Genomic DNA, 20367 nt, shown 5'->3' with positions numbered 1-20367 from the left:
TTTACCTACTTATTCTATCTACACAGGTGCCCCAGGAATAATGAAACATTCCTGGGGCACCTGAGAGTCAAGATTTAGCGAGAGTAGTACTCAACGACGAGCTGGACGTCACATTGAATCGGAACCTCGTCGCGCTTGGGCTCGCGGTCCAAAGTGAAACGGAGCTTCTCGAGATCCACCGTCAAGTAGTCCGGCACCTGCGGGAGCACATCGCGGTGCGAGCCGCGAGCCGCCACCACGAAGGGATCCTTCACCTGAGAGGTTGGCTTCACCTGGACGGTCTGGCCGGGACGCACGCGGTAAGAGGGGCGGTCTACAATCTTGCCGTCAACCAGGATGTGACGGTGGGTCACAATCTGGCGAGCCTGGAACATGGTGCGACCAAAACCGGCGCGAAGCACGAGCGCATCCAAGCGAACCTCAAGCAAAGCCACGAGGTTGTCACCGGTACGGCCTTCCATCCGCAGGGCTTCCTGGAAGGACTTCACCAACTGCGCCTCGCGAATCGCATACTGGGCGCGCAAACGCTGCTTTTCCTTCAAACGCACGGCGTAGTCGGATTCGGAACGACGACGCGCCCGACCGTGCTCGCCCGGACCGTAGGGGCGACGCTCAAAGTAGCGCTTGGCCTTCGGGGTGAGCGGCATTCCCAAAGCGCGGGAAAGACGCACCATTTTACGTGAACGATTAGCCATTTATATCCTCACTTGTTTCAAAAGTCACCGCCTCGGGACCTTCCCGAAACGGCGGGGTCAACCACGCGGGCTAAGACCCCAGGAGCCGAGACTATCTCTCGGCTTGTTGCCGCGGTTTTCTTGAGATTCGCAAGAGGCCGTTTTCAGGCAACCCGCCTAGTTTACCCCATTTTCTGGATTTGGCGTAACTTCTGGAGTTGCTCGCCGATGGCGGCTTCACGACCGTGGGAGGACGGCTCGTAGTAGATTCGGTCTTTCAAGGGGTCCGGCAGATACTGTTGGGCTAAAACTCCGCGGGGATCATCGTGAGGGTATTTGTAGGCTCCCAAAGTTTTTCGGTCCTGTTTCGAACCCGGATAGTGTTGGTCTCGAAGCGGCGTGGGTACCGTCCCGATATCGCCCTTGTCGACGTCGGAGAGGGCCGCATTGATCCCCAAATAGGCCCGATTCGACTTCGGGGCGGTTGCGACGGCGAGAACCGCTTCCGCCAGCGGAATCCGCCCCTCGGGCATTCCCAAAAGTTGCACGGCTTGGGCGGCTGCCACCGCAAGGGGAAGGACACTCGGGTCGGCTAAACCCACGTCCTCCGCCGCCGCAATCACCACGCGGCGCGCGATAAAACGCGGGTCCTCTCCCCCGCGAATCATCCGCGCGAGGTAGTGCAGGGCCGCGTCGGGGTCACTACCCCGCATGGATTTAATAAACGCCGAGGCCACGTCATAGTGTTCGTCGATGCTGTATCGCACAATGGCGGTATCGGCCGCCGCGGCAACATCTTCTTCCGTAATCTCCTTTTGTTGACGAGCCTCGGCGCTGCCGGCAGCCGCCTCCAACAACGTGAGCGCCTTGCGCCCATCGCTGGCGGCGAGTCGCACAATCGTGTCTCGAGCAGTGTCGCGCAACGTAAATTTGCCCCCAAAGCCGCGTTCATCTTCCAAGGCACGGCCAAGAATGGTCTCTATCGCCGAGTCTTCCAGGGGTTGCAAAGTCAACAAGAGCGAGCGGGACAGCAGGGGCGAAATCACCGAAAACGCGGGGTTCTCCGTCGTGGCGGCAATCAGAATAATCCACCGATTCTCCACTGCCGGAAGCAACGAATCCTGCTGGGATTTAGAGAAACGATGCACCTCGTCGAGAAACAGAATCGTTTCCTGACCCTGTAAAGACAGACGACGTTTAGCGGATTCAATGACTTCCCGCACCTCTTTCACTCCCGCGCTAATCGCGGACAGTTGCACATATTCACGCCCCCCCGCTTGCGCCACGAGAAAGGCAAGGGTGGTTTTTCCGGTTCCGGGCGGACCGTAGAGGATTACCGAAGAAGCCATTTCCGTCTCCCCACGCAACAGGCGAGTCAGCGGCGCATTGGGTGCCAGTAAGTGTTCTTGTCCGACCAGTTCCTCCACGCTGGTGGGGCGCATCCGCACTGCCAGTGGCGCCGAGGAACGAAACTCAGGGATTCCGCCAACCCCCGAATTGAGAGAATCGAATAAGTCCATAAACCCACCCTAGTGGAAAAGCAGCAATCAGGTTATGAGACAATGCTAAACGTGTTCTTAAAACTTTACCGTAGTTTGAGCCGCAGCCCCCTGCCGATAGTGCTGGCGTGGACGCTGCTGATTGTGGTGTTTACGACTTTCGCCCTGACCGGTTTCGGGCTCGGCAGTGTCTGGAATCGTACCGAAAATCGGCTGGTTTCGATTCCCCACACGGAGTCATATCGCGCCGCCGAGATTCTTACGGCCAACGAGTCCGCAAGCTACCAGGTCTATCTCCTGGTTGACGGCGTAGATATGCAAAAACAGCACAGTGAAGTGTTGAATGTTTTGAACTCCGCCACCAAGAATCTCCAAGAGATTCCCGGGGTGCTTCCCGCCGGTGTCGTCCATCCTTTCGCGGCCGGAGACCAAGCCTCAAACCCCCAAGCCGCGGAACTCATGAAGCAGTTCACCGCCAAGAACCAGCAGGGTTTTCTCATGGTGACCTTGCTGGATCTGACGCAATTTCCTGAAAAAGCAGATGAGATTCGACAGATGACGGAAACCGAAATGATGCAGGTAGCCAAGGATATGCGGTCATTTGCTCCGAAAGCCCGCGGGCTCGTTAGTGACCAAGATCTCAACAATGCTGCTGTTGGTGCCACCGCGAAGACCGACACTCATCTTGCCACACTGATTGCCTTCGGACTTTTGGCCCTGGTGCTGTTTATCGCGGTGGGTTCCCTGCGTTTGACGTTATTGGTGATTCTGTCTAGCTTCAGCGGGTGGGCGCTGTCTCAAGCCTTCACCAATCTGGCTTCCCTTTTCGTGGCGCCCAGTCCCGAAGACCCCGCCTTGGTGATGCTTTTTTCTCTTGGGGTTGTCACCGGTTTCGCTTTGGTCTTGTTGAGTCGAGCCCGTTCCCATCTCGCGGTCGTGAAATATACCGCGGAACTGCCGCAAGTCAGCGCCTCTCGAGTCCAAAAGCGCCGCAGCAGACGTGCCTCGACGGGCTCGCCTCTGGATGAGGTGTTTAGTCATTCGGTGCGCCTCTTGCTGATTTCTACCGGATTAATGACCTTGGGGCTACTCGCGGTAGCGGTGTTCCCCGCCACGAATCTTCGCTGGGTAGCGGTGGTTTCTATCTTGAGCATCTGGGGCTGTTTCGCTATCGGGTTCTCGCTCGTTCCCGCTATGCTCTATCTGGCTCAGTCTTGGCTCGAACTCCCCCGCCCGCGTTGGCATGAAAACTTCTTCCACGCCGTCTCCGGATTCTTTGGCGCAGTGGGAGGGCGAGTTAGAGACCTGCTTCCCGCCAAGTTACTTTCTTCGCGCCTGATTGGGGTGGGCGTTGGCCTGGTGGTGCTGCTGGTCTTGGCTCTTCCCGCTTTCGGCGTGACCTGGAAAACTGCGGGTGAAGACGCGCTTCCTGCGACTTCCGCCACGGGAGCTTTCCAACACCTGCGGCAGGCACAATATGGAGTGACCGGAGCGAATCCCGACGTCCAGGTTCTCGGGAAAACTACTTCCGCGAATCTCGCCACCTGGGCCGGTCAAGTCACCAAAATCCCCGGGATTTCCCATGCAATTGTGAATCCGGAAAACTCTGGAGACTACGCGGTTTTGAATGTGACCTTCAAGGACAACCTCTCCACGCGTGAAGCGGGAACGGCGGTGAAGAAAATCCGCTCCCTGGACTCAGATTTCACCAAGTTGGTGACGGGACAAACCGCCAACGAGATTGATTTTTCCGACCAACTGCTGCGGTTTGTGCCTCCCTTGGGAGCAGTGATGATGTTCGCGACTTTCCTGGTTCTGGCTCGCGCGACCCGCCGACCCCAGGTGGCTTTCTGGGCGACTTTGTTGAACCTCGTGGTTTTACTGGCCTCGCTGGGGGTGACGGCGGTAATTTTCCAAGACGGTTGGGGGGCTTTCCTCCCGTTCCTCTCCAAGTCTGGCGGGATTGAACCGAGCGTGGCGGTCTTGTTGGCTGGTTTCGGTTTCGCTCTCGCCCTGGACTACCAGCTCTATGCGGTGAGTAAATCCCGCCAGGTTCCTGGGCTCGAGAATCTGGAAGCCAACAATTTGTTGAAAGAACTGACCCAAACCCGCGGAGCCTTGTGGACCAAATCCTTGGCAAACCTCGCGATTTTCTTGGCTTTCTTACCGGTGACTGCCCAGGCAGTGAAGCAACCGGCTTTCGCGCTCGCCGTCGCTGTGCTGTTGAACTCGGTGGTGAGCAAATTCCTCCTCGCACCCTTCCTGGAGCCCTACCCCGACCAGCTCCCCGACGACCCCGGCCTCATCTGGAAAGAGTGATTTTCACTCGAGGAAATCAACAGGACCGGCGCCGTGGCGGGTCACGACAGGTTCATTATCTTCCATGTTGATAACCGTGGTGGCTTGTGGGTTTCCAATCGGAGCGTCCACAATCACATCGAGAAGATGGCCGAGTTTCGCAATCACATCCACCGGATCGCTCAACGGTTCGTCTTCTCCCGGAAGGATCAGTGTGCAAGACAAAATCGCCTCGCCTAGCGCCTCCACGAGCGAAAGCGCCACCTTGTGGTCGGGAATCCGCACCCCCACCGAGTGCTTCTTCTTGTTGAGCGTCGCGCGCGGGACTTCCTTGGTACCTTTCAAAATGAACGTGTAGGGACCCGGAGTAAGAGATTTAATGAGCCGATACTGAGAATTGGAAACTAAAACCAGTTGCCCGAGTTGGGAAAAATCGTGACACACCAGCGTGAAATGGTGTTTCTCATCTAGTTGGCGGATTTTCCGAATCCGCTCCAGCCCCTCCCCATTAGCCAAGGCACAACCGAGCGCATAGCCGGAATCTGTGGGGTAGGCCATAATCCCTCCCCCGTCGATAATCTCCTTGATTTGGTTCAAGGCGCGAGCCTGGGGATTTTCCGGATGCAGTTCAAAAACCTTCGCGTTCATTATTCCTCGTACTTAATCGTTCTAAAGGAGTGTTTGCGGCGAAGGCAAATCTTTGCCTTCGCTTAATCGCAAACACCGTTTGACTGACGACTCACTCGCCTTCGTCGACGTCGTCAGCCGGTTTCCAGTCGACACCGGTCTCCTTGCGCTGCTCGTCCGTAATCGGAGCGGGAGCACCAGTCATCGGGTCAAAACCGTCGCCAGCCTTCGGGAAGGCAATCACGTCGCGAATCGAGGGCGAAGCCGTCAACATGCCGGCGATACGATCCCATCCCAGAGCCAAACCACCGTGCGGCGGGGCGCCGTACTTGAAGGCATCCAGGAGGAACCCGAACCGAGCCTGAGCTTCTTCTTCCGAGAACCCCATCACCTTGAAGATGCGCTCTTGCACATCGCGGCGATGCACACGGATGGAACCGCCGCCGAGCTCGACGCCGTTACAGACAATGTCGTAGGCATACGCCAAGGCCGAGCCCGGATCGGTGTCGAAAGTATCCATGCATTCGGGTTTCGGGGAAGTGAAAGCGTGGTGAACCGCGGTCCAAGCCGAGTGACCGAGAGCCACGTCGCCTTCCGCCACGGCCTGACCGGAGGGCTTGAACAAGGGCGCGTCCACTACCCAGGTGAACTCCCACGCTTTCGGGTCAATCAAGTTACAGCGCTTGCCAATCTCGAGACGAGCCGCACCCAAAAGTTCTTGGGAGGCGGTTTTCTCCCCCGCGGCAAAGAAGATGCAGTCCCCTGGTTTCGCGCCAGTGGCTTTGGCTAGGCCGTCTCGCTCCGTGTCGGAAATATTTTTCGCGACCGGCCCTCCGGTTTCACCGTTTTCGTCAATAGTCACGTAGGCCAAGCCTTTGGCTCCACGAGCCTTAGCCCATTCTTGCCACTTGTCGAAAGTGCGCCGCGGTTGCGAGCCACCACCGGGCATGACAACCGCACCCACATAGGGGGCTTGGAAAATCTTGAAGGGCGTGTCGGCGAAATATTCCGTCAAATCCACGAGCTCATAGCCGAAACGGAGATCGGGTTTATCGGAGCCGTATTTATCCATGGCTTCCTGGAAAGGCATCCGCCGAATCGGAGTCTTCAAGTCGTAGCCAATGACCGACCAAACTTCTTTCAACAAGTCCTCAGTGACGGCAATCACATCATCCTGATCCACGAAGCTCATCTCGAGGTCGAGCTGGGTGAACTCCGGTTGACGGTCCGCACGGGAGTCTTCGTCGCGGTAGCAGCGCGCGAGTTGGTAATAGCGCTCCATCCCGCCGACCATCAAAAGCTGTTTGAACAATTGGGGCGATTGTGGCAGCGCATACCAAGACCCGGGCTTAATGCGGGCGGGAACCACAAAGTCGCGCGCGCCCTCCGGGGTCGAACGGGTCAAGGTCGGGGTTTCAATCTCCAGGAACTCATGTTTTTCCATGACGCGGCGCGCAATAGAAGAAATCTTCGCGCGCAAAACCAAGTTGTCGTGCAACTGGCGGCGACGCAAATCCACGAAACGGTAACGCAAACGCACGTCCTCGCCCACGTTGCCGGATTCTTCGGCATGTTCAGAGACCTGGAACGGCAGGGTCGCGCAGGTGTTCAGAATCTCGACGTCTTCCGCGACGACTTCGATTTCGCCGGTGGGAATGTCCGGATTGTCATTCCCATCGGGGCGTTTACGCACCTTACCGGTCACTTTGAGGACATACTCGTTGCGAACTTCGTGAACGACTTCTTCCCCGACCACGAGTTGCACAATGCCTGAAGCATCACGCAAATCCATGAAGGCTACCCCGCCGTGGTCGCGGCGGCGATCTACCCAGCCAGTCAGGGTGACTGTCTCCTGGTCGTTTTGGAGAGTTAACTCTCCACATTTGTGTGTTCGAAGCATCGTGTTCCTTCTTTCAAGTGCCATTTGATGCGATTATTACGTTTCGGAGGTTCTACCGAGGTCCTTTTCAGTTCCAGGTAAAAGATTATATCCCACCCATTTGCGCCGTCAGCTCTGAGACCTGCGGGTAGAGGGTCATCTCTTGATGGAGTGGGGCAAGGAAAGCCTTACGGGAGACTTCATCAAGGAGCTGGCGGAATTTTTGGGCTCCGGTTTCACCAAATTTCTTGGCTCTAGAACCGGAGATTTTAAGCCCGAGAAGCATCGAGACCACGACCACTACGAGAGCCAACCCGAAGCTCAGCGGCGGGAGCGGAACTGGCCCGAGCAACCCTGGAATCGGGGCACCTCCCAGGAAGCTAACCAACCAAATCAAAGCCCAGATCGAGGTCGCTACCAGGGCAAACAGGATGATCCACTGCCAGGCTCGCCACAATCGCCACCACAATTTGTTTTCCAAACGCGGTCCCTCCCAGGAGGCCATCGCCAAGTCCAGCGCAGAGATGAGTGACGCTGCGTGGTGAGCGGCCCGACGGTGGAAAAAACTGTTCCAGTTTTGGGGGTATTTCTCCCCTACTGCATCTACGAAGTGTCTCGCCGCGAGGTTCACTTCCGCGGTGTTCGTCTTCGGAGGGAGGAACTGGGGAGATTCGGTCAGGGGCTGGGCTCCTGCCAGCCAGGTCAGGGGCGGGGGCATCATGAAGGGCCTTGAGGCTCGCAAATAGGATTTCTGTAGCTGTTCCTCGGTTTCTTCCACGGCGCAAGCCTGAGCCACTTGCCCACAGAACTTCTCTTCGGCGCCCTGAGTTTCGACCTCGACCTCCGGACTCACTGCGGCTTCGCGGGCAATGGTTTGGGCCACTTTTTGGAGACGGAAATTCATGGCGCGGAAACGAGACTCGGGCAACGTAGCCATCTCGAGAATTTTCTCCCGAAACGCCGCCACAGTGGATTCGTCAAAAACGGTGGCGTTCATAACCGGAAGCCCAATCCCCGATTTTTCGAGAGCAGTTTGTAAATCTTTCATCACCGCGTCGAGAGAATCAGCGGCCAATGCCTCGGTGTGGGTCAAGACCACCACTGAGCCTTGGGGATTGCCCCACCGGCGAAGATCCGCCAAGAAATCGGCATCGGCATATTTTTGGGGGTCGGTCACCCACACGGTTACGTCGGCGAGGTCGAGAATCTCCTCGATTTTTGCTGCGAACCTCGGGTTTTCCTCTTGGAAAAGTCTCCGATCCGGAACCTCTACCGCCACCAGCCACTCGGGAAAGGCCCCGGCATCTTCGCTATCTACCGCGCGTAAATCCGCGAGCCCCGTGTATTCGCGCCTGGTTGAAATATCGGCTTCGGGGTGAGTGAAGGCTCGAATCTCTTTCGTTGTGGGGCGGGCAGTTCCCGTCTCCACGAGGTTCGACCGCGCAAGCGCATTCAACAGGGTGGATTTCCCTCCGCCACTGGAGCCGGCGAAAACCACCAGGGCAAAATCCGAATGAGACTGCTGAGTAGAAAGACTTTTTTGCAGGGCCGCTAGCTCTTCGTGCCAGCGAGCCAAGTCGGGGAAACTCTCGCCCAACTCGGGTGGGGCCAGCAGCGCCTGGAGGTCTTCGCCTGCTTGGTTGACCCGCGCAAAACGCGTTTCCGGGGTGTTTCTCACTGTGACCACTGCTCCTGCAATTCGGTGATGAGTTTCAAGATTTCCTTGGCCTGTGCCGGATTGTCTTCGGTTGCGGGTACGAGTTTTTCCATGGCCTCGTGAACCTCCTCTGCCCACGTCTCCACGCTCCCAGCCACGGTTTCCCGAAGCTTCGTCTTGAGTTCCTCGTGGTCAGCAGAAGTTAGATAATGCTCTAGGAAAGTGACGGGAGTTTGTTCTTCCGCCACATAGAGTTCCATCAGTAGAGCCAAGAAAATAGCCTCCGGGGTTTCCTCTCTCCAAGGGCGGTCCGCGGTTTGTTTAGCGCTAATAGCGCCGGAAAGCGCGCGGTGCCATTGACTGTAAAGCGACACGGTTTTCCAATCCTCACCTAGGCCTTCCCCCTGGCTCGGCTCAAGGTCGAGGTCCTCCAAACGTGGGTGAATCGTGCGAGGAATCGACGCCATGAAGCTCTCTTGGGCCGCGTCCAAGGCGCGCTTGGCAGCCTCCACACCGGGCCGCAAACTAAGTTTTTCTCCATACAGGCTCCGCCGCCAGTTCAAGCGTTTCCGGATCCACGAATCCTCGGCGGAATCTTCTTCAAAGATCGCTTGGGCATAGTGGTTGAACCGAGAGACCGGTTCGCCTTCCAGAATCGGGGTCTCGAGCCAACAATGTTCTCCCGCCGATTTTTGGGACGCAGCCAGCTCCGCTAACGCTGTTTGGGCCCGCTGGGATTGTTCTTCTTCCGCCGCAAAAATCGAGGCCAGTTTCCGTGAGGTTTCCAGCACTTCCGCCAGTGACCCGAAAAGGGCCTGTCGAGCGGTGGCGGTCCGCAACAGGGCATCCCCAGCAAGGCCGTCCAACCATTTTTTCAGCGTCTCCACATCGGCATCGGGAAGCATCCCGCCTTGAAGCTGGCCTTCGGTGATAGCAAAAATCGGGGTGTCGCCCAATCCCGCTTGTTGAATTTTTTCAGAAAAACCCGTCTTGGAATCCAATAGACTCCCGTGACCAACCCGATTCAAGACCACCCCGACCGCAACTTTTCTTCTCGCGGCAGCCTTGAGCAAGTCGATCCCCTGAGGTTCGGCGTATCGCTGGGCGGTGGTGACGAAAATCCATAGATCCGCCGCATCCAGTAGCTGCAGGGCCAGGTGACGATTTGTCTCCACATAGGAATCCACATCGGGAGTATCAATCAGGAAAATGCCGGGCCGGAGCTTTTCGGAAGTTTTTACCTGCAAGACTGGCCTCTCCGAGTGGCTTCCCTCCGCGGACGCCTCATCGGCATCCAAACGAATTTTGTCGAACCCTCCCAAGATTCGATCCGCGGCCAGCCACAGTTCATCATCCGGATGATGCACCAAAACCGGAGTAAGGGTGGTGGGGCGCTGGACTGAGGTGGGGCCTATCTCACCCACCAGAGAATTCAAGATGGTGGTTTTCCCCACACCGGTGGAACCCACCAACACGGCCACCAAGGGGGCATCGAGGTCACGCCCGCGTGCCGCCAGGTGGTCGGTCAACCGGCGGACGGTACGATCTCGCAAAGTGCCAGCCGCAACGCCTTCGCGAGGAAACTGAAAATTCAGCTCCCCCAACAGGCGGGCCAGCTCCCGCAAGGACTCGTGCAAGGACTTAGCCATCTTGGGATTCCACCTGTGGTTTCAGTAGCTCCGGAGCAAATTCGAAAACGGCGGGATCGGCGGGAACCTGGTCACCGGTGAGGAGATTTTTCACTTCCCCCTGTTCCACGAACCACACATAGGGAATCCCGCGGGTGGAGGCGTATTTGATCTGCTTGCCATATTTGGAGGCAGTGGGACTGACTTCGGTGTTAATCCCGCGAGCTCGCAAGGTTTGTGCCACCGCATCGGCTGCGGGCCTGGTCTCTTCGGAATCCACTAGAACCAAAACGGTCGTGGGAACACTGCGAGAAGCTGTGGCCCAGTTATTCGCAAGAATTATAGAAATCAGGCGGGTCAGCCCAATCGACATGCCCACTCCAGGGAAAGTTCGCTTGCCTTGGGACACCAGGTTGTCGTAGCGTCCTCCGGAACAAATCGAACCATATGATTCCGCGCCAGTGATGAAAGTCTCGTAAACCATGCCGGTGTAGTAGTCGAGCCCGCGGGCAATCTTGAAATCAGCCATCACATTGTCTCTGCCCCGCAAGGCGGCAGCGCGCAGCATCCGGGCCACATCTTCGAGCCCTTCCTCCAGCAAGGGATTGTCGAGTTGTAAAGCGCGAACTTCATCAACCACCGACGGGTCTGTCCCCGAAATCCCCGACAGATCCCAAATCTTGCCGACCTGTTCGGCGCTCAGCCCCAACTCGGAGAGCATCTCGGAGAAAACCTCCGGAGTGACCTTGTCGTGTTTATCAATCACCTGGAGCACGGCATCCACTTCCGTAATCCCCAAGGCGGTGCAGGCCCCTTCCAGAACCTTGCGCGAATTCACGTGAACCACCGGACGGGGAATCGGTAGCGTCTCCAAGGCCTCGGCCATGATGAGCGGAGCCTCAATCTCGAAGTGGTCGGGCAAAGTGTCTTGGCCAATCATGTCGATGTCGGCTTGCACAAATTCGCGAAACCGGCCTTCCTGGGGACGCTCCCCCCGCCAAACTTTTTGAATCTGGTAACGCAAAAACGGGAAATGCAACAGGTGGGCATTTTCGAGAACATAGCGAGCCAGCGGAACCGTCAAATCAAAGTGCAGCCCGTTTTTCGCTTTAGAGCCGGAATCTTTATCCTGCAAGCGCGTCAAGGTGTAAACCTCTTTGGAGGTCTCGCCTTTTTTCTCCAAAACAGAAAGTGGCTCCACGGCCCGAGTTTCCAAGTGCGAAAAGCCGTGCAATTCAAAAACCCGCGTGAGTTTTTCGAGAAGCGCGTCTTCTAAAATTTTTTCCTCGGGAGTATATTCTGGAAAGCCCGATAACGAAGTCATCATAATGTTATTCTGTCACTTTCCGGGTTCGGGGAAGAAACGGATTCGTTTCCAGTTCATGTTTCCAAGTGGTCGAAGGGCCGTGTCCGGTAAGCAGCAAAGTGTCGGGATTGACACTCAAACGCAAAGTACGCAAGGTTTCTTGCATAACTTCCGGATCCGAATGTGGAAGATCCGTGCGCCCAATGGAGCCTTGAAAAATCACGTCTCCGGAAAAACAAAAAGCCTGGTTTTCTCTCCCGTCGAATCCCAGCCCTTGGCCGTGGTCATCGGGCTGATTCGCCAGCCCGAAAAACATGGTACAACCAGGGGAATGACCGGGGGCTGGCAGCGCCCGCAAGGTGAGACCCTTGATGATTTCCGCCCCGCCTTCACCAAACAGTTCCGCACGAGGAGCTACCACTTTGATGGGTTCCCAAACGCCATCCACGGATTCGAAGTCGCTATTCACCCCGAGCTGGGTGGCAGGTCCGGGTGCCTCGACCCAGAAGTGGTCGGGGGTCGCCAGGTAAATGGGAGCCTGCGGATTTAAGGCGGCGACTTTGGCCGTGTTCCACAAGTGGTCAGCATGGCCGTGAGTCAAGACAATCGCTTCAAGTTTCGCTCCAAGTTCACTGAGCACTTGGCTGACTCGCGAGGCGGTTTTTGCTCCGGGATCCACCACCAGAGCCGCTTTCGAAGCCGTCACCAAGACGTAACAGTTCTCCCCATATATGGGGGAAACAATCCGCAAAAAATCCATAACTCAAGGTTAACGGATTTTCGACCGTATTTAGCAAAGTCGGGGATTTTTTCTTAAACCCTCAAATTCCAGTAAAGTTAGCAGTATCTGGTAAATTTCAATCAGATAAACGCCAATGAGAACGGAAACGCCAATCGCTTACCCCGTCACAGGAGGATATAACTACATGACCACTGCGGAAGAGGAAACCAAAGCTGCTACATCTGAGGTTGAAAAACCCGCTACCAGCACCGCTCCAGAACCTGTCGAAGCTGCCAGTTTTGAGGTGGCCCCCGCAGTAAGTGGCGAAGCACCGGGGACAGAGAAGGCCTCTGCGGAGGACAAGCCTCTAGAAAAGCCGGAAGAGAAACCTGAAGAACCGGTCCAAGAGACGCCACAGCGCGAAACCGAAGCCGCCACCCAAGAAGCTGCTAAGGAAACCGAGCCCTCCGCACGGTTCAGTCCCGTGAATCTGGAAGACGCCCAAGCCGCCCAAGCCCCTATTGCTCCCACCGAGAAGCTCGCCATGGAAGAAGCTTCCAAGTTCGGGCGGATTGACGAAGAGGGACGAGTTTTCGTGAAGGACGGGGAGGAAGAACGGGAAGTCGGTCAATATCCGGAAGGTGTGCCGGAGAATCCTTTCGCCCTCTATGTGCGCCGGTTCCTCGATCTCCAAGCACAGGTAGATTTGGCCGGAGCGCGGATGCCTTCTCTGAAGGCCGGCGATATTGACGCCACCTTGAAGTCTTTGGATACGGCTCTGGAGTCCCCCATGGCCGTTGGTGATTTGGCCGGTTTGCGCTCTCGGGTCGCCAAGCTGCATGAACAGGGCAAGGCTCGCAAGGAGGCTCTCGCGAAAGAGCGGGAAGTTGCGAAAGCTAAGGCTCTGGAGGCTCGCACAAAGATTGTGGAGACTGCCGAGAAAATCGCGGCTCAGGATCCGGCTCGCACCCAGTGGAAACAGTCCGGGGAGCGTCTGCGTGGCTTGTTGGATTCCTGGAAAGAGGCGCAGCGGAAGGGCCCGCATTTGGATCGCGCCACCGAAGACGCTTTGTGGAAGCGTTTCTCGGCAGCCAGGACCTCCTTCGACCGCCACCGCAAGGCTTTCTTCTCCCAGCTCGACGCCAAGCGCGCCGAAGTGAAGACGAAGAAAGAGGCTTTGATTAAGCGCGCCGAAGAGCTTTCCGGTTCGACCGATTGGTCCAAGACTTCCCAGGCCTACCGCGATTTGATGAGTGAATGGAAGGCTGCGGGTCGCGCGTCTCGAAAGGAAGACGACGCCTTGTGGGAGCGTTTCCGTGCCGCCCAGCAGGGGTTCTTCGATGCCCGCGGCGAGGCTAACGCCAAGACCGACTCCGAGGAACACGAAAACCTGGCGGTGAAAGAAAAGCTGCTTGAACAAGCGAAGGCTTTGTTGCCAATCAAGGATTTGGATTCCGCCAAAGCGGCATTTAGGAATCTCCTCGACAAGTGGGATGAGGCCGGTCGGGTTCCCCGCGGAGATATGCAGCGCCTGGAGAACGGGTTGCGTTCCGTGGAAGAAGCCATTTCTAAGGCCGAAAAGGACTTGTGGAATAAGACCAATCCGGAGACCAAGGCGCGGGCCGAGGGACTCGTGGGTCAGTTGGAAGAAAAGATTGCCGAAATCGAGAAGGAAATTTCTGAAGCCAAGGCGGCCAAGCAGGACACCAAGAACCTCGAAGAGGATCTCGCCGCCCGCAAGTCCTGGCTCGATCAGGCTCGCAAAACCGCCGCGGAATAACGACACCCGATGGGGACGTGGTGACGCGCCGAAGCCAACAGGGACGATTCTACTTGAGGTGAAACTGTCCCCTTGTCACTTTGTTCCGGGGGTGACGCGCTGGGCGGAGTAAACGCCGGAAATGTCGGTGAGATCATTGAGGATATGCTGGAGATGGCTGGGCTCAGCCAACTCGAAAGTCCACCGCGAATAAGCCACGCGGTCGTGGGTGGTGGAAATATTGCCGGAAATAATACTGACGTGGTTTTCCGACAATACCCGCGTCACATCGGATAACAGCCCCTCACGGTCTAGCGCCTCAATCTGGACTTGCACCATAAAGGCATTCTTGGGGTGTTCAGCCCACTCAACCTTCACAATTCGCTCTTGATGATCCTTCGACAGCCGCTTAGCGTTCGTGCAGTCCACCCGGTGAACCGAAACCCCGTGTCCGCGGGTGACGAACCCCATGATGTCATCCCCGGGAACAGGAGTGCAGCACTTGGCGAGTTTCACCCACATATCATCTGCATCAGACCCATCTACCAGGATTCCGGACGATGACGAGCCACTCTTGCGTCGGTGTGTGGTGGCTTCCTGGGTGACTTCCTCTAGCTCATTGTCCTCCGGCTCCACTCCCCCGGCGAAGCTCACCAAGTGTTCCACAACACTTTGGGGACTGATATGCCCATCTCCCACCATCGCATAGAGCCCATCAACATTCTGTAAGCCCTGATCCTTGGCGAGAAGGTCTAGCGAGTCGTGAGTGGCAAGTTTATGAATCGGGAGGCTCTGTTTGCGAAGCTGGCGGGCAATCGCGTCACGGCCTTTCTCAATGGATTCTTCACGACGCTCTTTAGAGAACCACGCCTTGATCTTCGACTTCGCTCGCGGGGTGACTACGAAAGACAACCAGTCGCGGCTCGGCCCTGACTCGGGAGACTTCGACGTAAAGATTTCGACCGTATCCCCGTTTTCGAGTTTCGAATCGAGGGGCACCAGCCGCCCATTGACTTTCGCTCCCACCGTGTGGTCCCCGATTTCGGTGTGGACGGAATAGGCAAAATCTACCGGAGTGGCTCCCGCCGCCAACACCTGTACCTGGCCTTTCGGGGTGAAAACATAAACTTGGGCGGAGTTGATTTCATAGCGCAAGGAATCCAGGAATTCCCCGGGGTCTTGGGTCTCCTTTTGCCAATCCACCAACTGACGCAGCCACCCCATCTCGTTTTCCAAATCGAGAACATTGGAACCCGCGTTCTTCTTGAGGGATTTCGCGTTGGGATTCTCCTTATATTTCCAGTGGGCCGCAATCCCAAACTCGGCACGCCGGTGCATCTCATAGGTCCGAATCTGAATCTCTACCGGTTTACCCTTCGGGCCGATAACGGTCGTGTGTAGCGACTGGTAGAGATTATATTTCGGCATCGCAATATAGTCTTTAAACCGCCCGAGCATCGGAGACCACCTAGAGTGCATCAGCCCCAAAACGGCATAGCAGTCCCGCACCGTGTCCACCAAAACACGCACCGCGACGAGGTCATAGATATCGTTGAAATCTCGCCCACGCACAATCATCTTTTGATAAATCGAATAGTTGTGTTTCGGCCGCCCCGTCACAACTCCCTTGATGCGCGCGTCGCGAAGATCTTTTTCAATAGTGGAAATAATTTCCTGCAACTGTTCGTCACGGCTCGGGGCAGTTTCAGCAATCAGCCGGTCGATTTCGTCATAAATCTGGGGGTAGAGCGTCTTGAAAGACAAGTCTTCCAGCTCCCATTTAATCGCATTCAGACCCATCCGATGAGCCAGAGGCGCATAAATCTCCAGGGTCTCTTTGGCTTTTCTCGCCGCGCTCTCTTTAGAGACATACCGCCAAGTACGGGCATTATGGAGGCGGTCGGAGAGTTTGATGAGCAGCACGCGAATATCTTTCGCCATGGCCACAATCATTTTCCTAATGGTTTCCGCAGGCGCCGAATCTCCGTATTTCACCTTGTCGAGTTTGGTGACCCCGTCAACGAGATTCGCGATGTCCTCCCCGAAGTCCTTGCGACATTCGTCGAGAGAATAATCCGTGTCCTCCACCGTGTCGTGTAGCAGTCCGGCCGCTACCGTGGTTTCGCTCAACCCCAGTTCAGCAAGAATCGTCGCCACTGCAACCGGATGGGTGATATAGGGCTCGCCGGATTTCCGGAACTGGCCGCGATGGTAGTGTTCGGCCGTGGCATAGGCGCGTTCAATCAGCGCAAAATTGGCCTTGGGATGAGCCTCTTTCACGGCGCGAATCACCGGCTCGAGTTCGCGGTGGACGCTCTTGGGACCGCGCGTCAGCCAGGCCAGCGGGGAAATAGCAATCGCTGCCCCGCGGTCAACCTCAGGCACGGCTTGGTCAGTCATAGACTGATTCTAATAGTTTTCGAGGTCAAACGGGTATCCTTGACCGTGCAAGTAGCCAGCTTGAGAAACCGTCAGGGGAGGCTGTTCTCTTTGCTGACCCTACAGCTCCAGCAAAGCGTGGTAGGGAATATCTCCCAAAACATCCTTGCCGTGCAGCGCCTGAAGTTCCATCAAAACCAGAATCTCCACCACTTTCCCGCCGGCTTTTTCAAGCAGTTTCACGGAAGCTTCCGCGGTGCCACCGGTAGCCAACAGGTCATCAATCACCAGGATTTTGTCCAGACCGGCCACCGTGTCGGGTTGGACTTCGATGGAGGCGCTGCCGTATTCCAAATCGTAGGATTCGCGAAGGATGTCTCCGGGAAGTTTGCCGGCTTTCCGAACCATAATCATCGGAATTTCGAGAGCCACCGCGAGGGGGGCCGAGAGAATAAACCCGCGCGATTCCAGTCCGGCAACCGCATTAATCTCGCCCCGATAGTGGTCGGCGAGTCCCGCGATGAGTTTCGCAAAAGGCTCCCCGGAAGCCAGCAAGGGCGAAAAATCCCGAAACAGAATCCCCGAATGCGGGAAATCCGCGTAGGACTTCAGATGCGACTTGATGATGTCGCCCAGTTCGGGATTCAATTCAGGGGTCATTTCTTGTTCTTCTTTCGTTTCGGCTGCGCCGTTTGCCCCAGGTGGTGTCCCGGAACGATGGGCGCCGCCACGCTGGCCGCGGTCGGGAGTGCCACGGTTCCGTCTTCGTTGAGTTTCGCTGTGCCGTCCTCCAGTGCCTTGGCGCGAGCCGTGTCTACCTTCTTGTTGTGGTCTTGAATGACCTTCGAGTGGTCGCGAATAATGGTCAGCAAGGGGGTGGCGATGAAGATCGAGGAGAACGTCCCGACAATCATGCCGATAAACAACGGCATGGAAATATCGCGCAAAGTCGAAGCGCCCAAGAGAAGCGAACCGAGGAACAGAATCGCGCTCACCGGCAAAATCGCGGTAATGGAGGTGTTGATGGAACGCACCATCGTCTGGTTGATCGAAAGGTTCGCGAGTTCATCATATTTCGACCGCGACTGGTTCAACATGTCCTTCGTGTTTTCACGAATCTTGTCGAACACGACCACCGTGTCGTAGAGCGAATAACCCAAGATGGTCAACAAGCCGATAATCGTAGCCGGTGTCACTTCCACCTGGGTGAAAGCAAACACCCCGACAGTAATGAGCAAGTCGTGCATCAAAGCGATCAGGGCGGCGGCGGCCATCGTCCAGGTCCGGAAATAGGACATCAACAAGAGCGCAATCAGCCCCATAAAGACGGCGAGACCAATCGCGGCCTGACGGGACACGGAAGCGCCCCAGGACGGCCCGATAGAGCCCTTAGAAACGTTTTTGACATCGACCTTATAGGCTTTAGCCAGTTCGCCTTGGATTATCGTTTCCGTTTCAATCGGGAGCTGGCTGGTCTGCACCCGCAAACCGTTGGTGCCCATCTGGAACACCTTCGGGTTTTCCGTCACTCCCGCGGCTTTCAAGGCATCGTAGGCGGGCTGCTGGGGCGGGTTGGTGGCCGTGTTTGTCACCGTGAAGTCGGTGCCGCCTTTGAAGTCAATAGACGGGTTGATTCCAAAAATGGCCAAACCAATCAGGGAGATGGCGATAAACGTCAACCCGATTCCGATGAAAATCCGGCGATTCTTGATGATCTGGTAAGACTTCTTGCCGGAATAGAGGGCGTTACCCCATTGGGCGTAGCTCATCATTTGGTGGCCTCCTCTCCCGCGGGGGATGCTGCTTTTTCGGTCGTGTCCTCCGGTTCCACAGTCTCCGAAGCGGTGACTTCTGTTGGGGTCTCTTCCACGGTCTCTTCCGAAACTGTCTCCTCTTTTTCCTCAGTCGCAACCTCTTCATCTTCCTGGGGAAGACCTGCCTTTTGGCGAGCCAGGGACACGGTCGGAGCCGCGACGGAGGCGACCACCTTCTTCTTGGCTTTGGAGTTGACTGTAGTTCCAGAAGAACGCAGGTAGATACGGTTACTGGAGGCACCCAAGTGGACGGGGTCAAGACCGGAGAACTTCCGGCCCTCCCCGAAGTAGCGGGTCTTCACCAAGAGGCTCATCATCGGGTGGGTAAACAGGAAGATAATGCCGAGGTCAACCATGGTGGTTAGACCCAAAGTGAAGGCGAAGCCCTGCACCCCACCCACGGCCAAAACATAGAGCACGATTGCAGCAACCAAGTTCACAATATCGGAAACCACGATGGTGCGCTTGGCGCGCTTCCAGCCGGTTTCCACCGCGATGGCGAGCGGTTTGCCGTCACGAACCTCGTCACGGATACGTTCGAAGTAGATAATGAAGGAGTCCATGGTGACACCGACCGCCACAATCAAACCGACCACGCCGGCCAAGGAGAGGCGGTAGCCCATGGCCCAGGACAGAATCGACACCACGAGGTAGGTGATGACACCGGCCAGAATCAAGGAGGCGGTAGCGAGACCGGCTAGGGCATGGTACTGCCACAACAGGTACAGGCAGACGAGAAGCAAACCGATGATGGCGGCGTAGAAACCGACCTTCAAGTGTTCCCCGCCGAGGGTAGCGGAAATGCGCTGCTCGGACTGGACTTCAAAGTTCAGAGGCAGCGAGCCGAACTGAAGTTGGTTGGCGAGGGTCGCGGCGGTTTCCCGCGTGAGGGAACCTGAAATCGAAGCCGAACCGTTGAAAACGGGCTCGTTTACACCGGGGGCACTTACAACCAAAGTATCGAGGACAATCGCGAATCGGTTACTGTCAGGATTCCCGCCGGTTGGCGAAGCGCTCTTTGACTGGTGGAGAACCTTAGCTACCTCGTCGAACTTCTTGGCACCCTCAGAATCAAGCTTCAAATCAACTTCCCACTGACCGGTGGCGTTACCCTGCTGGTTACGCCCCATTGCGGAAGACGCGGAGGTCACATTCGTTCCGGACAAGACCTCGGGGCCGAGAATATATTTCTCTTGACCATTCTTATCGCAGGTGACGAGATTCTTCTTCGGGTCATCATTAGAGCCGCCCTTTAGTGAAGCCGGGTCGGTGCAGTCGAGGTGGTTGAAAATGAACATATCTCGAACGGTAATCTGTTTCGGGTCGTTGACAACCGTAGAGGCTCCCGCCGGAGTATCGGGATACTTTTCGGCCTCTTTCATGAGTTCATCAAAGGGGATGGCGGCTGATGGCTGGGCAGCCGGAGCGGTCGGAGCCGGTGCCAAATCCGGAGTCGCGGAACCGGTCGGCGTCACGGCCGGCTGGGGTGTCACCTCGGGAGTCACGGGAGCCGGAGTAGCATTCGGATCGGTCTGGGTCTGTAGCGCCTGGGTGGTGCCAGTTTCAGAGGGAACCGGCGTCGGTGAGACGGTCACGGTATTGTTGCCTTCACCCACCTGAACCTGTTGCGGCGCTGCCGGAGCGCCAGCCGGAGCAGCGGAGCCGGTGACTTGCGCCAAAGTGGCCGCGGGGTCATCGTTGATGGTCATGTTGCCCACGGTTGACAACAGCACCGTCCTAAAACGCATCACTGCCGAGGAACGCACCAAGTTCAAGGTTTCTTCCGAAGGAGTGCCGGGAAGACCTACCGCAATATTTTCGTTACCGTTACGGACGATTTCTGCCTCGGCCACACCGGAGGCGTCCACGCGCTGACGAATAACCTCGATAGCCTGGTTGATGTCCTCAGCCGAAATCGCTCCGCCCTTGTCTTCCGTTTTCTTCGGGGTCAAGATGAGCTGGGTGCCGCCCTCCAAGTCGATAGCCAACTTAGGCGTCCACGTCGCGTCGGAAAAAAAATTCGACCCAACGAACGTTCCCCCCAAACCCAACAGGATAACGATGAATAATATTAACGTGCGCAAGGCCTTGTTCTTCGGTTTTGTCCCAGCCACTTACTGATCCTT

The 20367-nt window shown here is 56.6% G+C and carries 14 protein-coding genes; 2 read left to right on the top strand and 12 right to left on the bottom strand.

Annotation, left to right across the window (positions count from 1 at the left end; translation table 11 throughout):
• Positions 1 to 74: 74 nt before the first annotated feature.
• Entirely contained in the window at positions 75 to 695 is a 621-nt protein-coding gene (rpsD, locus tag FYJ63_RS09505) for a 30S ribosomal protein S4 (RefSeq protein WP_154546110.1), read from the bottom strand.
• 161 nt (positions 696 to 856) lie between these two features.
• Complete coding sequence (locus FYJ63_RS09500; RefSeq protein ID WP_154546108.1) at positions 857 to 2194, bottom strand: replication-associated recombination protein A; 1338 nt, start codon at positions 2192 to 2194, stop codon at positions 857 to 859.
• A gap of 75 nt (positions 2195 to 2269) precedes the next feature.
• Here FYJ63_RS09500 and FYJ63_RS09495 point away from each other — a divergent pair, with 75 nt between their 5' ends.
• A complete protein-coding gene (locus FYJ63_RS09495; protein ID WP_229770105.1) occupies positions 2270 to 4492 on the top strand; it encodes an MMPL family transporter in 2223 nt (740 codons plus the stop codon).
• A 3-nt stretch (positions 4493 to 4495) separates the two neighbouring features.
• Here FYJ63_RS09495 and FYJ63_RS09490 read toward each other — a convergent pair whose 3' ends face one another.
• The 6 genes from FYJ63_RS09490 to FYJ63_RS09465 all read right to left on the bottom strand — a co-directional run bounded on the left by FYJ63_RS09490 (position 4496) and on the right by FYJ63_RS09465 (position 12328).
• On the bottom strand, positions 4496 to 5119 hold the full coding sequence (locus tag FYJ63_RS09490) for an L-threonylcarbamoyladenylate synthase (protein ID WP_154546106.1): 624 nt from the start codon (positions 5117 to 5119) through the stop codon (positions 4496 to 4498).
• Between the two features lie 91 nt (positions 5120 to 5210).
• Positions 5211 to 6998 (bottom strand): aspartate--tRNA ligase, encoded by a 1788-nt coding sequence (gene aspS, locus FYJ63_RS09485; protein WP_154546104.1) that lies wholly within the window; start codon positions 6996 to 6998, stop codon positions 5211 to 5213.
• Between the two features lie 85 nt (positions 6999 to 7083).
• Complete coding sequence (locus FYJ63_RS09480) at positions 7084 to 8664, bottom strand: P-loop NTPase family protein (protein WP_338106903.1); 1581 nt, start codon at positions 8662 to 8664, stop codon at positions 7084 to 7086.
• Positions 8652 to 10283, bottom strand: coding sequence for a dynamin family protein (locus tag FYJ63_RS09475; RefSeq protein ID WP_154546100.1), 1632 nt, complete (start codon positions 10281 to 10283; stop codon positions 8652 to 8654). Before FYJ63_RS09475 ends, FYJ63_RS09480 begins: the two co-directional genes overlap by 13 nt.
• The gene (gene hisS / locus FYJ63_RS09470) at positions 10276 to 11589 is read right to left on the bottom strand and encodes a histidine--tRNA ligase (protein ID WP_154546098.1); all 1314 of its coding nucleotides are present in this window, start codon (positions 11587 to 11589) and stop codon (positions 10276 to 10278) included. The genes FYJ63_RS09475 and hisS overlap by 8 nt, the downstream gene beginning before the upstream one ends.
• Before the next feature lie 4 nt (positions 11590 to 11593).
• Positions 11594 to 12328, bottom strand: a complete 735-nt coding sequence (locus FYJ63_RS09465; protein WP_154546095.1) for an MBL fold metallo-hydrolase — start codon at positions 12326 to 12328, stop codon at positions 11594 to 11596.
• A 166-nt stretch (positions 12329 to 12494) separates the two neighbouring features.
• Here FYJ63_RS09465 and FYJ63_RS09460 point away from each other — a divergent pair, with 166 nt between their 5' ends.
• A complete protein-coding gene (locus tag FYJ63_RS09460; protein WP_154546093.1) occupies positions 12495 to 14069 on the top strand; it encodes a DUF349 domain-containing protein in 1575 nt (524 codons plus the stop codon).
• Positions 14070 to 14144: 75 nt separating this feature from the next.
• On the opposite strand, the gene FYJ63_RS09455 is transcribed toward FYJ63_RS09460, so the two are convergent.
• From FYJ63_RS09455 to secD, 4 genes are all read right to left on the bottom strand, one after another.
• The gene (locus FYJ63_RS09455) at positions 14145 to 16448 is read right to left on the bottom strand and encodes a RelA/SpoT family protein (RefSeq protein ID WP_154546091.1); all 2304 of its coding nucleotides are present in this window, start codon (positions 16446 to 16448) and stop codon (positions 14145 to 14147) included.
• Between the two features lie 99 nt (positions 16449 to 16547).
• A complete protein-coding gene (locus tag FYJ63_RS09450; protein ID WP_154546089.1) occupies positions 16548 to 17087 on the bottom strand; it encodes an adenine phosphoribosyltransferase in 540 nt (179 codons plus the stop codon).
• Positions 17084 to 18199, bottom strand: a complete 1116-nt coding sequence (secF, locus tag FYJ63_RS09445) for a protein translocase subunit SecF (protein WP_154546087.1) — start codon at positions 18197 to 18199, stop codon at positions 17084 to 17086. The genes FYJ63_RS09450 and secF overlap by 4 nt, the downstream gene beginning before the upstream one ends.
• Positions 18196 to 20355, bottom strand: a complete 2160-nt coding sequence (secD, locus tag FYJ63_RS09440; protein ID WP_277027973.1) for a protein translocase subunit SecD — start codon at positions 20353 to 20355, stop codon at positions 18196 to 18198. Before secD ends, secF begins: the two co-directional genes overlap by 4 nt.
• Positions 20356 to 20367 lie beyond the last annotated feature (12 nt).

The sequence above is a fragment of the Mobiluncus porci genome, assembly GCF_009695935.1.
Classification (GTDB): Bacteria; Actinomycetota; Actinomycetes; order Actinomycetales; family Actinomycetaceae; genus Mobiluncus; species Mobiluncus porci.
Note: the sequence above shows the minus strand (reverse complement) of the source record. Positions and strands in the feature narration are given on the sequence as shown.

What these genes read in the sequence shown, in the direction of transcription:
- secF (WP_154546087.1), bottom strand. Translation starts at nt 18,199, where the DNA reads ATGATGAGCTACGCCCAATGGGGTAACGCCCTCTATTCCGGCAAGAAG.
- FYJ63_RS09465 (WP_154546095.1), bottom strand. Translation starts at nt 12,328, where the DNA reads ATGGATTTTTTGCGGATTGTTTCCCCCATATATGGGGAGAACTGTTAC.
- FYJ63_RS09450 (WP_154546089.1), bottom strand. Translation starts at nt 17,087, where the DNA reads ATGACCCCTGAATTGAATCCCGAACTGGGCGACATCATCAAGTCGCAT.
- FYJ63_RS09475 (WP_154546100.1), bottom strand. Translation starts at nt 10,283, where the DNA reads ATGGCTAAGTCCTTGCACGAGTCCTTGCGGGAGCTGGCCCGCCTGTTG.
- FYJ63_RS09460 (WP_154546093.1), top strand. Translation starts at nt 12,495, where the DNA reads ATGACCACTGCGGAAGAGGAAACCAAAGCTGCTACATCTGAGGTTGAA.
- FYJ63_RS09455 (WP_154546091.1), bottom strand. Translation starts at nt 16,448, where the DNA reads ATGACTGACCAAGCCGTGCCTGAGGTTGACCGCGGGGCAGCGATTGCT.
- aspS (WP_154546104.1), bottom strand. Translation starts at nt 6,998, where the DNA reads ATGCTTCGAACACACAAATGTGGAGAGTTAACTCTCCAAAACGACCAG.
- FYJ63_RS09500 (WP_154546108.1), bottom strand. Translation starts at nt 2,194, where the DNA reads ATGGACTTATTCGATTCTCTCAATTCGGGGGTTGGCGGAATCCCTGAG.
- hisS (WP_154546098.1), bottom strand. Translation starts at nt 11,589, where the DNA reads ATGATGACTTCGTTATCGGGCTTTCCAGAATATACTCCCGAGGAAAAA.
- FYJ63_RS09490 (WP_154546106.1), bottom strand. Translation starts at nt 5,119, where the DNA reads ATGAACGCGAAGGTTTTTGAACTGCATCCGGAAAATCCCCAGGCTCGC.
- rpsD (WP_154546110.1), bottom strand. Translation starts at nt 695, where the DNA reads ATGGCTAATCGTTCACGTAAAATGGTGCGTCTTTCCCGCGCTTTGGGA.